The sequence below is a fragment of the Desulfoluna sp. genome (assembly GCF_030145185.1).
Taxonomy (GTDB): domain Bacteria; phylum Desulfobacterota; class Desulfobacteria; order Desulfobacterales; family Desulfolunaceae; genus Desulfoluna.
In genome coordinates this window covers 1-11,974 of record NZ_JAQYWB010000112.1, presented here as the reverse complement: position 1 = coordinate 11,974, position 11,974 = coordinate 1, and the positions used below count along the sequence as shown (strand labels likewise).

At 54.6% G+C, this 11,974-nt stretch carries 8 protein-coding genes; 7 read left to right on the top strand and 1 reads right to left on the bottom strand.

What is annotated here, in order from left to right:
- The first annotated feature begins 672 nt into the window (after positions 1 to 672).
- The 7 genes from Q1Q75_RS21445 to Q1Q75_RS21415 all read left to right on the top strand — a co-directional run bounded on the left by Q1Q75_RS21445 (position 673) and on the right by Q1Q75_RS21415 (position 9,887).
- The gene (locus Q1Q75_RS21445) at positions 673 to 1,470 is read left to right on the top strand and encodes a transglutaminase family protein (protein WP_300675055.1); all 798 of its coding nucleotides are present in this window, start codon (positions 673 to 675) and stop codon (positions 1,468 to 1,470) included.
- Positions 1,471 to 1,513: 43 nt separating this feature from the next.
- Entirely contained in the window at positions 1,514 to 3,574 is a 2,061-nt protein-coding gene (locus tag Q1Q75_RS21440; protein WP_300675053.1) for an ATP-binding protein, read from the top strand.
- Between the two features lie 232 nt (positions 3,575 to 3,806).
- Positions 3,807 to 5,174, top strand: coding sequence for a TIGR01777 family oxidoreductase (locus tag Q1Q75_RS21435; protein ID WP_300675052.1), 1,368 nt, complete (start codon positions 3,807 to 3,809; stop codon positions 5,172 to 5,174).
- 10 nt (positions 5,175 to 5,184) lie between these two features.
- Positions 5,185 to 6,300 carry a hypothetical protein gene (locus tag Q1Q75_RS21430; RefSeq protein ID WP_300675051.1) on the top strand — a complete coding sequence of 372 codons (1,116 nt, stop codon included), beginning with the start codon at positions 5,185 to 5,187 and terminating at the stop codon, positions 6,298 to 6,300.
- 136 nt (positions 6,301 to 6,436) lie between these two features.
- Positions 6,437 to 7,237, top strand: a complete 801-nt coding sequence (locus tag Q1Q75_RS21425; RefSeq protein WP_300675049.1) for an alpha/beta hydrolase — start codon at positions 6,437 to 6,439, stop codon at positions 7,235 to 7,237.
- A gap of 374 nt (positions 7,238 to 7,611) precedes the next feature.
- Positions 7,612 to 8,856 (top strand): OmpA family protein, encoded by a 1,245-nt coding sequence (locus tag Q1Q75_RS21420; protein WP_300675047.1) that lies wholly within the window; start codon positions 7,612 to 7,614, stop codon positions 8,854 to 8,856.
- 320 nt (positions 8,857 to 9,176) lie between these two features.
- Complete coding sequence (locus Q1Q75_RS21415) at positions 9,177 to 9,887, top strand: hypothetical protein (protein WP_300675045.1); 711 nt, start codon at positions 9,177 to 9,179, stop codon at positions 9,885 to 9,887.
- On the opposite strand, the gene Q1Q75_RS21410 is transcribed toward Q1Q75_RS21415, so the two are convergent.
- Entirely contained in the window at positions 9,879 to 11,606 is a 1,728-nt protein-coding gene (locus Q1Q75_RS21410; RefSeq protein ID WP_300675043.1) for a flagellar assembly protein A, read from the bottom strand. The genes Q1Q75_RS21415 and Q1Q75_RS21410 overlap by 9 nt on opposite strands.
- Positions 11,607 to 11,974 lie beyond the last annotated feature (368 nt).

The window sequence follows — 11,974 nt, the reverse complement described above, 5'->3', positions numbered from 1 at the left end:
ACGGTATTCTGTTTGATTTTCTCACCCTTCGGGCGAGCCGGGTGCACTCATCTGCCGCGTTATCAGAGCCTTGAGGTAAACCACTACATCTTCAGCTCTGATGCCTTGCATATGAGCGCACCCAACTCGTGAAATATCCGGGCTCAGGTTGTGAGGTTCCCTCTCTCTTTCTCTGGCAGCCGGGGACATGGGATATGGCGCAGATGACGGGTGAACGGTGCGATGAGAGACGATATTGTTTTTAAGAGTAAATATGTATAGCGTTATAATTACTTTGTGGTATACTGAAAGTACTCTTAATGAGTATGCTTGAGATAAACAGGTTCTGCAGTACATTCTTCTCCTTTTTTTGAAATAAAATTTACTTGGGATGCGACATATCATCCTGTGATTTGCCATATTTTTTTGTTGCAGGTCAGGCGGCACCTCACCCCATGTATGGACCCCCATGTTCATCCGGTAACGGATCATCTGAAAACTTCTTGTTTTATCGCCCGACCGGTTCCTGCGATATCAGGCCCAGGTGCTGCGCGTGATTCCAACTCGTGAAATATCCGGGATAGGGGGCATGTTTCCCCATCGGCCCCGTCGCGGGTTTGCTCTACCTTCTGAATAGATGCTGACCGTTTGTTTTTACAACTCAAATGTATAAAGATATCAGTGGAGGTGGCCATGACTCATCCTCAGGCAGCGTATCTGAAGACAACGTTGTATTGCGACTACGATCATCCCGATGTGATTCGTCAGGCCCGTGTCGTGACGGCTTCCCTTTCAAGCGACAGGGACAAAGCCGTGGCGATATTCTACTGGGTCCGCGATAAAATTCTTTATCGTGTGGGGCACTGGCAGAAGCGGGCTTCTGAAACCCTGTATGAACGGGAGGGGACCTGTACCAACGCAGCCAATATTTTTGTGGCGATGTGCCGCGCCGTGGGGATTCCCTCGGGATACGGCGTGCTTCGGGTCAAGGGGAAAAAATATTTCGGGCCGGTTATGTTGCCGGTTTTCCGGCATTTTATCAGGGATGAATCGGTTCATATTTATGGGGTGGTTTTTCTTGAGGGGCGCTGGGTTCGGGTGGATCCCTCGGATGATTATGCCTTTTGCCGGGCCACCTGTCACTTTAACCCCACAGGTCAATTGGTGGACTGGGATGGCCAAAGCGACGCCCTCCTTCACCTGGATCCTGCCGATATTCTGGCATCCTTCTGGCCTGAGGCGGATATTGAAACCTGGATGAAAAAATCTCCGAAGAATGGGATGGGGACCACGGCTCTTCTTGGAAACACCTATGTGAAATTTTTGAGGTCAAACCGGGAATCGGTCGCCAGCTGTGAGGAACTGCAACCGCTTTTTGTAAAGCACCTCCTGAAAGAGCGGTTTTATCTCTATCTTTGCTGGCAGTACCTGAGAGGGCTGATTTTTTTTCGCCGCATAAGACGGGACTCCATGACTCTTTTTGATGCGTAGTGATCGGGGCGCTAAAAAAGATGATTTAAGGTGAGATGGGCGTATGAGTGCACATGAGGTTCGACCTTGCGGGGGAAAGGGCAGTGGTTCCGGGGCTCTTTACAACAGCCGGCTGCTGAAATTCTGTGACAACTATGCTCGGGAGAAGTATTCGCAGCTGCGTTTAGAACCTGTGTATCGGATTGCTGGTATTCGCAAGTATGAGATTGACGACCCCGGGCATTGGTTTACCCAGGATCAGTGCGATAAATACTATCTGGCGCTGATGGAGCTGTGCGGCAACCCAGAGTTTGCCAGGGAGGCGGGTCGGCATGTGATTCGGTCCAAGGAGATGTGGGCGGTGCGTCAACTGATTCTGGGGATGATGTCTCCGGCTGTTTTTTTTAACACCATTGAGCGAAATTATTCCAAAGTGAGCCGCGGGGTCCAGGCCACGGCCAGGCTGACGAGCAAAGAGTCCGCTGAAATGATCTGCCGCCCGGCCCCGGGTACAGCGACCCAATCCTATCAATGCGATGTGTGTGTGGGCATTTTGGAAGCCGTCGGCCTTTTGCTGACCAATGCCTTTGCTCATGTGGTGCATACCGAATGTGTGCATCAGGGGGGGGATGTCTGCCGGTTTGAGGTCTCCTGGAAGGCTGCGCCCTCTGTGGTGTGGCGACGGATGCGAAATCGTGTCTTTGCCTTAGGGCTTCCCATCGCCCTTTGCCTGGCACTGGCGCTTCGGCCCCCAACCTCGTTGCTGGTCGGCGCGGGCCTGGTTCTCTTGCTGGCCGGTTTGAGTTTTGTGGCGCACCACAAGCGGGAAAATGAATTGCTCACCATCATTCAGGCCCAGGGGAGTTATGCCGGGGATCTCTTTGAGGATGACAATATCCGGAACCGTCATGCCTTGCTGATCAAAAGCATCAGCCAGGAGGCGGCTCTGGCAGACACCCGGGACGGGGTCGCCAAGGGGGTGATCACCGTCATGTCCAAGCACCTGGACTATGATCGCAACGGGTTCTTTTTTTATGACGATGAACTCTTGAGGTTGGCCTCCCAGGAGGGGTTCACCCCGTCTCAAGTGGATCATCTCCGGGGGCCAGGTGAGCAGGGCTGGAAGACCGAGGCTTTGCTGCGCGTGCTGGAAAACAAAGAAAATCTGGTGATCAATGGTGTCAAAGGTTTTTCGGAGGCCTCACTGTTTGGGCCTGATTTCCCTGATTCCCAGTTGCTCGAGAGTCTCCTGGCGGTTCCTGTCTCCATGGAGGGTCGGATCTCAGGGTTGTTGATCGCCGCCAACCTGCCAGGGAAGCGGGCCTTGACTCAAGGGGATTTGAGCCTGCTGATTGGTGTGGCGGCCCAGGTGGGGCTCAGTATCGACAACGTGGCGAAGAGACGGGAGTTGGCCGAAGGAGAGCGCCGTTACCGGAAACAGGTGCAAAAGGGGCTGGAGGATGAACGCCGCCGGATCGCCTTTGACCTGCACGATCATGTGGCCCAGGATTTGGGGTCCCTCATGATCACCGCCAGGATGATGCAGGAGAAGGCGGCCCAGAAAGAGGCGGTACCGGCCAAAGATCTGCATGCCTTTGTCGCGGTTCTTAAAGGGTCGATTGATTCGGTACGTGATATCGCCTATGACTTGCAGCCCCCCTCCCTTGCCCAGTTCGGGCTGGTGCATACGATTCAGGTCTATGCCACAGATTATTCTGAGAAGTTTGGTGTGGCGGTGGACTTTCGGGCGGCCGGGGTCCAGGAGCCGTTGATCGAGTACGATACGAAGATCAACTTTTTCCGTATTGTCCAGGAGTCCCTCACCAACATTTACAAGCATGCCTCTGCCGATACCGTGGCCCTTCGACTGGTCTATTCCTATCCCAACCTGATTCTCCGCATTCGCGACAATGGCAGAGGGTTCGTGCCCCATGCGGTGGAGAGCGGGGCGGTGAGTGGGAGGCAGATGGGGCTTCGGAATATGGAGGAGCGGGTCCGCCTGATGATGGGCACCTTTCGTATTGACTCTTCTCCAGAGAAGGGGTGTGAGATTGTTGTGGAGGTTCCCCTCGATCGAGACGTGGAGAAGGGGAGCGGTGACGAGTGCTCAAAAAATCATCCGTAACTCTTTTTTTTCTCCCTTTATCCTTCCTCTTTTCTGCTTTTTTATTGCATCTCATCGGAATCTGATTATTCTGTAATGACTTTAAGGATCCCCGTTTACCACAAAAAATGCCTCTTGTGGCAAGGCGTGTCAGCTTTAAGGAAGGGTGCGGTTTTTCGTTCGTTGTGCCGGAGCCCACCCCCTGCATGAGCTCAACAGTGACGACAAATGAATGGCATCAATGGGAGCCGGTATGTGCCAACAATTTATGAAGCAGGTCCGCTTGAACTGCTCACCTCAGGAGGCTTTTGACTGGCACAGGGGCGATGGGGTGGTTCAGCGGTTGACCCCGCCCTGGGTCGCCTATGAGCACCTGGTGAGGCGCGGCGGGCTCGATGTGGGGGCCACCACCTCTCTGACCTTAAAAGCCGGTCCCCTTCCTGTTCGCTGGCGTTCTGTCCATACCGCCTGTGTTGAGGCGGAGCGGTTTACCGATACCATGGTCGAAGGTCCCTTCGGGTTTTTTGAGCACAGCCATCTGTTTGAGGAAGACAAGGGCGGGTGCCTCCTGAGCGACAGCCTTCGTTACCGTCTTCCGTTTTCGCCCGTCTCGGAGCGGGTCGCAGGGCCCTTTGTGCGCAAGACGCTGGAGCGGATGTTCCGGTATCGTCATCTCATCACCGCCCGGGATCTGGCTTCGCGCCAAGGCGCTTCCAATACGCCTCCCATGACCCTGGCTGTCTCCGGGGCCAGCGGCGTCATTGGCTCGGCGCTGGTGCCGTGGTTAAGAAGTCAGGGGCATCGCGTCCTGACCCTGGTCAGGCGACAGGCCGCAGGCGCTGATGAAATCGCCTGGGACCCGGCCCGGGGGACCCTTGAAAAAGAAAAACTGCAAGGGTGTGATGTGCTGATTCATCTGGCCGGGGAGAACATCGGGGATGGCCGGTGGACCCGGGAGAAGCGACAGCGGATTATTCGAAGCCGTGTGGACGGCACCACGCTTCTCGCCAAGGCGGCCTCTTCCCTTGAACATGGCCCCAGGCTTTTCCTGTCGGCCTCAGCCGTTGGGTATTACGGGGATTGCCACGGCGAGACGGTGACAGAGTCCTCGCCCTGCGGGGGAGCCTTTATTTCGGAGGTGTGCCGGCGATGGGAAGAGGCGGCCGAGCGGCACTGGACCCGACCTGACGGGCGCCTGGTCACCCTGCGTATCGGGGTGGTGTTGACCCCTTCCGGCGGGGCACTTTCAAGGCTGTTGCCTTTTTTCAAGCTTGGGCTGGGGGGCACCATGGGCCACGGGGAGCAATTCATGAGCTGGGTTTCCATGGAGGACGTGCTCGGGGCCATGGCCCATATCATGCGCACCCCGAGCATCACGGGGCCGGTCAACCTCACCGCCCCGAATCCCATCACCAACCGGGCGTTCACCCGGGGGCTTGCCGACCATGTGAACCGCTTTGCGGTGGCCTCCCTTCCTTCGGCGGCGATCACCGGCGCTTTTGGGGCCATGGGGCGGGAGGTGTTGCTCGAAGGGGTCAACGCCCTGCCTGAGGTGCTCCAGAGAAGCGGATATCTCTTTATTCATCCCTCGCTCGCGGAGGCCCTTTCCGAAGTTTTATAGGAGATTTACTGTGCGGAAACGTTATCGATTGCTGTTTATGATCATCATGGTGATGGCCCTGGGATTTGGCTATCTGCATCTCTTTGTCTCAGGGACTCATAACTTTGAGCGGCTTCATGTTTTTTTGTTTAATCTCACCTGCGGCGGGACCTCCATCCTCTATTATATTGAAAATGGAAAACGCATGTCGGTAAGGGTGCAAGGCTTTTTGGCCCTTTCGGTGGTTTTTGCGGTGCTTGCCTGGCTGGAGCTTTTTATCCCGGCGGCCCTCTGCGGCCTGGCTCTGGCCATCATCGCCGACACGGTCCGGCGCGACGTCTTTTCGTTTTTTCCCAAAGAATTTTTTGCCAGCGGGTACACCACGTCCACTCGGTTTGCCCATGCTTCGGTTCTCTGTCTGGTGCTGGCGCTGCTGGTCTCGGTGGGCGTGATTTTAAACAACGCCTGGCTTCATCTCTTCACCCTGGATACCTTAAGTATCGACACCTTTTTTCTGGGCTTCTCCTTTCCCGTGTCTCTGATCACCATGAGCGTCATGTTTTCCCTGATCCCCGATCTGAAAACGCCCCTGATGAAGGCGGCCAGTCTCTTTGCCTTCTGGGCGGTAAACCTGGGGGTGATTGTTTTTTTTCTTTTTATCGTGGCCGGAAAGCTCTGGCCTCAGGTGGCCGTGACCGTGGTGCTTTTCTTCACGGTGATTCTTATCTTCATCCTTTTTGTTAAATACGTGAAGGAGTTGCAGCAGAAGAGCTTTCTTGTCTCAGGCATGCTTTTTCTTCTCTATACGGCCATCACCGGTATTGCCTACATTTTGCTGGAGATCATGTCCGACGGGTACTTGAGGTGGGGTGACCTGCTTCTCAGGCTCCATGCCGTAGCCGCTCTTTACGGGTGGAATTTAAGCGGGCTGGCCGTGATCTATCGGCGGTATGATTTTCCTATTCGCATGAACTCCAGGCAGCTCATCGCCGGCCACTGGCTCCTCGTGGGCGTGGCGGTGCCTTTAGGTGATGCCTTCCCCCTGATGGCGGGGGTGGCCACCGCAGGCTACGGGATTTTTCTCTTGTTGATGTTTTTCAGCGGAAAGTTGCCCCATGGGGATGAGAACTCGCCGGTGATTGCTTAGCCCGGGCGTTTCATGGGATTGTACGTGGGTACGTTAAAATATGTCGAAAATGCAAAATGTAATGGGGTGCACTCGACTCGTGAAATATTCGGGTTAGGGTGTCGGGTTTTTTTGATCATCAGAGGAAGGGGTGCACATGGGTTGGCTGTCAGCAGGTAAAGGGGAGGCCGTGGTGATGCTCCACAGCTCCATGAGTTCAAAGAGTCAGTGGGGCTCACTGATGGAGACGCTGAGGAGAACCCATAAAGTGGTCGCTGTCGACCTCTATGGCTATGGGGAAGCGCCTTTTGTTCCCAGGGAGAAAGTGGATACCTTTACCTTAGACGATGAATTGACTCTTATCCAGCGCGCTCTCTCAGAAAATATTGACGATGACGAACCGTTTCACTTGGTGGGGCACTCGTACGGGGGGGCCGTCGCCATGCACCTGGCCTTAGTCATGCCGGAACGCATTCGCAGCCTTTCCCTTTATGAGCCCATGGCCAATCATGTCGTACGCGAAATCGACGACGGTCTCTACGCGACGCAAAAAGAGTTGATGGGGACGGTGATTGACGCCATCGATGGAGGCGACCTCAAGCTGGGGGCTTCCATGTTTGTTGATTTTTTCAGTGGACAGGGTCTTTTCTCGCATCTGCCCGGAGAGGTTCAGGAGATGCTCGCCGGGTGTGTGAAGAAGATGCCCCTGGATTACTTTGCGTCCGCGCACCAGGGGCTGCGCATGGGTCGGTATGGGAACCTTTCGGCTCCCACCTGCCTGATGGCGGGACGCCAGAGCCCCGATCTTACCTTTAAAATATCCCAGGCCCTTTCCGAGGTGATTCCCAATGTGGATTATCAGCTTGTGGACGCGGGGCACATGGCCCCCCTGACCGATGGCTCCAAGGTAAACCCCATTATTGCTGCCCATGTCAGGCGCCATACCTGTTTTCATTGAGCTACATCGATCTCTCATTTTAAACGGTGGATGAAAAAAGAGAGAAGAAACCTGATTTGCCATACACTCAGAGTGTTGTTTATTAAATGAATTTAAGGGATTATTGATTGAATATTCAGACTGCGTTGGTGTATACTCTCACAAACAGGCAGGGGATGACTGATCGATGATCCCCCGGCCCTGAAGGATCCGACCCCGAAATCTTCTCTTTTTCTGCCTTTGACCTCCAGCTCTCTTTCTTCTTGCCTTGCACATCGAATCTCTCTGCTATGACTCTCCGTCGGTTATTTTGAGTTCAGATCCGTTTGTTGGACGTGGGGAACGTTTTTTAGTTAAATCGTCGTCACAAGTCAATCCAGTATAAAGGAGGCAGTATGAAACGATGCATGAAAGCCCTGGTTCTGATTGCGGTGGTGGCCTTCTGGTCGGGGCCGTCGGGCGCAGAAGAGGCAACGTACCGGTTTGAGTTGAGTCCCATGGTGGGGGGCCATATCTTTGAAGGAAATCAATCGTTGGATGACGGCTATACCCTTGGGTTGACCGCGGGATTTCCTGTCAACGATCGATGGACCCTGGAGGGTGGGTTCACATGGATTAGCGCGGAGACGGAAATGGCGAATATTGATGTGGACGGTCAGCGCTTTTCGCTGGATGCCCTGTTTCATTTTATGCCTGATAACGCCATGCGTCCCTTTGTGCTTATAGGTGGCGGTGCCCTGCGTCTGGATCCGGAGGTGGGCGATTCAGAGACCGATGTGATGGCCGAATACGGCGCCGGGATTAAATACGCTGTGATGCCGAACCTGGATTTGAGGGCGGAGTTGCGGCATGTGATGCCTTTTGATCGTTCTTACAACAACCTCGCCTGGCAGCTGGGGCTGACCTGGAGCTTCGGAAAGCGCCACATGGCCATGCATGTCATGGATGGTGACGGCGACGGGGTCCCCGATCATATGGACAAATGTGCGGACACCCCCACAGGGGTTGCCATCGATCATGCCGGATGCCCGGTGATGATGGATGGTGATGGCGATGGGATCCCCGATAAGATGGATATCTGCCCCGATACCCCGGCCGGTGCGATGGTGGACGAGGGGGGCTGTCTCCTCGATTCGGACAGTGATGGCGTTCCCGATCATATGGACACCTGTTCTGACACCCCCATGGGACAAGCGGTGGATGAGTTGGGCTGCCCCGTGGTGCTTGATGCCGACCGCGATGGCGTGGCAGACGATCAGGACCGTTGTCCGGATACCCCGCTGGGGGCAAAATCTGACCCCCGTGGGTGCTGGGTGATTCAAGGGCTCTCCTTTGATTCGGGTAAAACCCTGATTAAAGTAGAATACCTGCCCCTTCTCAAGGAGGTGGTAGGGGTGCTCAAGGCCAACCCGGGTACCCGTGTCTCTATCGAAGGCTACACGGACAGCCAGGGAAGTAAGGTGGGGAACCAGCGTATCTCCGAGGCTCGCGCCAAGGCGGTGCAGGATTATCTGGTCAGCAAGGGCATTGGTAAAGAACGTCTTGACTACAAAGGGTTTGGGGCGATGAATCCCGTGGCGGACAACGCCACCGCCGACGGTCGACGGATGAATCGACGGGTGGAATTGAGACCCATGTAAGGCTGTTTTAAGGGGCACTCCGCCCGCCGGCGGAGGCTTCATGAAGATGAGACGCCGTGTGACTTTGTTCACACGGCGTTTTTTTGTGTGATCCTGCGGGTGAAACGATTTTCATCATCATGGTGTCAATCTTATTTGTCAGGACATTTTCCCTGGGCAGGGTGGGCCTGTCTTTTTTAAGGGCATGAAGGGCGAAGAGGCGAAGGGCGGCGGTCTATTTTTACAACATAGCCAGCCTGTGGTAGATTATCAGAATGACATGCAAAACGTGGCAACCGCGATTTCATGATTCCCACCCGATGATCCGCAGCGAGAGGCCCATGAAGCTTTTGTCCATTCTTTACAACTTTTCAATGGCAGAGAAGGGGAATGAGCGTTTTGCGCTCTCTATTGATGCAGAAACCCTTGAGTGGATTCGGCCCCCTGACAGTCCGACTCCGGCATGGACTCGGCTGGGGGTTCACATCTGTCCCCATTGTCCGTATACGGAAAAGGAGATGAACCGGTGCCCCGTGGCGGTGAGCCTGGCCGACGTAACGGAGCGGTTTGGGTCCATTCTCTCCTATGACACCGTGGAGCTGGAGGTGGTGACCGCCGAAAGGGTGGTGAAGCAGACAGCCACAGCCCAACGGTGCGTCAGCTCTCTCATTGGGTTGCTGATGGCCACCAGTGGGTGCCCCCATACCGCTTTTTTCAAACCCATGGCGCGGTTTCATCTGCCCTTTGCCAGTGAAAAAGAGACCCTCTACCGGGCGACGAGCATGTACCTGCTCTCTCGTTATTTCGTCGGGCTCAAGGGGGGCGTTTCTTCTGTGGAGTTGGATGGGCTGACAAAGATTTACGACAACCTTCAGACCGTCAACCGCTTTATTGCCAATCGCCTGCGAGTCGCCTCAAGGACCGATTCGGCTCTTAACGCACTGGTGATCCTTGACCTCTATGCCGAATCGGCCCCCTATGCCATCGAGGATGCGTTGGAAAGTCTGGCCCCTTTATTTGATCCATACATTAAGGCCGCCGGGTTATCCTGACCTCTCAGAGATGATCAGGCCGTTTTCCAAGGTGAATTTCCCCTTGATTCGGATGGCGTGGTCCTGGTCCTTTTCTGGGGGAGGGGTCAAAATCAAGGGGTCCGTCGTGTGGTCGCCCAGTTGAATTTCGATCACGGCAGAAGGCCGGAGGCGTGCGTTGATGCTGAAGGAGATGCCGTGGAGCCCTTCCTCTGTCTCATGGATGTCGTTGTCCAGGGTTTTTGCTTTTGCATCAAGTCCTTCGAAATGCAGAAGCTGCTGCTTGATGACCTCAATGGTGCGCAACGCCTCACTTACCGCCAGGCAGGTGTGGCCTCGTTTCAAGGAGGTCATAAGGGGGGGAAGTTTCTCGAAATCGTACGCTTTGAGTGATTCCACGATCTCTTTGAATACAGGCCGGACGGAGTTGTCTTCACCAAATTCCGCCGAGAGGCTTTTCAATTCGTCTACCAGGGAGGCCTTGGTCTTGATGAGATTGTCCGCGGCCTCGCGATGGGCGATGTTGCTTCGTTTTTTCTCCATCAGAAGCTCTTTGTGTTTTGCAAAGAGGTCGGCTCCAAGGATTACATGGTTTTTGCCGACGATACGGACATTGCTGAGGTCCATGGCACAGGCGTTAATCCGGGTGTTGAGCAGAAGGGATGCCGCGGTGTTCATCACCACCCGGTTGGCGTTCAGCGTGCAATCAATGGCTTCCCGCTGAATGGAGAGGGTGCCGCCTATCGAGGTGAGGGTCGATGCGGAGCTGCTTCGGCAGGCGATGTCATCGCCCGCCGTCAGGAGACTTTCCGGGAGCATTTGATCCACGGTCGCTTTTTTGCCCGCCTCCACCTCTCCCCCGGCAATGGTCCGGATGGTCACGGACCCGGCCACTTTTACGGTAAAACCGGCATTGACCGACTCTGCCTGCATGCTGACCGGGCAGATCACATCGCTGCCGATGTTTCCCACGGAAAAGTCAATTTTGCCCAGCACGATACGATCGGTGACATCAATGGATGCGATGCCCTCGGCACCCACCTGGGTGACGACGACGCCCTCTCGAAGGGCTTTGATATTATAGCAGGGACGCCCCTCTTCGGTGGTGATATACACTTTCTCCACATTTTTCCCCAGCTGAATGGGGTACTCTTTTGCCGCTCTTGCCTGGATGGGGGTGCCCTCATGGGAGAGCCCGTTTTTTTCAACCCGGGGAAGAGAGATCTGTAGAAGGGGATCTCCTGCCTTGGCTGAGGGGTATCGCAGGAGTTCGTGGAAATCGATGCGCCCGTCGGAGAGAATCTTTCCCGCGTCGGCCTCTTTTTTAAAAAAGGTGTGGATGATTTCTCCGTTTGCCCCATTTTCAGGCAGGGTGCCGCAGACGGTGAGGGCAACATCGTTGTCTCGGGAAATCAGTCTCACCGTGCGTCCGAGGCCTTCGTCATCCCAGGGCACGTAAACCGTCTCATCAAAGGGCTCTTCAGCGAGAACTCCATGAATGACAAGGGCGCTGATCTTTACCGTTTCCAGGTGAAATCGCTGCAGGATCTGAAGAAGAGCCAGGGCGTTCAGCTTTTCTTCTCCCTCTTTCATGGTGGTGGTGAGAGTGGCGGTGAGGGTCTCGTGTGAGTGCGCCAGGGTACTGAACAGATTGCTTTCCAGAATATCCGCCTTGGCCTGTTCTCGCGAGGAGACGGGGATCTCTGTCAGGGGAATTACCGTGTGAGCTGTGTCGGTCATCTGTTGCACTCCTTTGAAAAATCACTGCAGAGGTGTCTTTTTTACCTGGTAAAGATGTCTGCTTTTTGATCCCAGCGGCCGCAAAATTTGTGCTTACGAATAGATTAAGTCGTTACTCTCGCTATCGGCCATGTATCAAGAAAAGTTTAGAATCAATATGGCTGAAGGCATGTGCGTGGACGGCTTCGTGGACTCATGCCTCATGATGGTGAGCAAGGCTTTAACCCGGATATTTCATGAGAAAACAATCAGTGCTAAGGAATAATCGGTAATTACAGTTCTTTGCAGTAATATTTTCAGTCGTTTCAAAAATGCAAAATGTAATCCACGGTATTCTGTCTGATTTTCTCACCCTTCGGGCGAGCCGG

Coding starts and splice junctions, on each gene's coding strand:
- Q1Q75_RS21445 (WP_300675055.1), top strand. CDS start 673: ATGACTCATCCTCAGGCAGCGTATCTGAAGACAACGTTGTATTGCGAC.
- Q1Q75_RS21440 (WP_300675053.1), top strand. CDS start 1,514: ATGAGTGCACATGAGGTTCGACCTTGCGGGGGAAAGGGCAGTGGTTCC.
- Q1Q75_RS21435 (WP_300675052.1), top strand. CDS start 3,807: ATGTGCCAACAATTTATGAAGCAGGTCCGCTTGAACTGCTCACCTCAG.
- Q1Q75_RS21425 (WP_300675049.1), top strand. CDS start 6,437: ATGGGTTGGCTGTCAGCAGGTAAAGGGGAGGCCGTGGTGATGCTCCAC.
- Q1Q75_RS21420 (WP_300675047.1), top strand. CDS start 7,612: ATGAAACGATGCATGAAAGCCCTGGTTCTGATTGCGGTGGTGGCCTTC.
- Q1Q75_RS21415 (WP_300675045.1), top strand. CDS start 9,177: ATGAAGCTTTTGTCCATTCTTTACAACTTTTCAATGGCAGAGAAGGGG.
- Q1Q75_RS21410 (WP_300675043.1), bottom strand. CDS start 11,606: ATGACCGACACAGCTCACACGGTAATTCCCCTGACAGAGATCCCCGTC.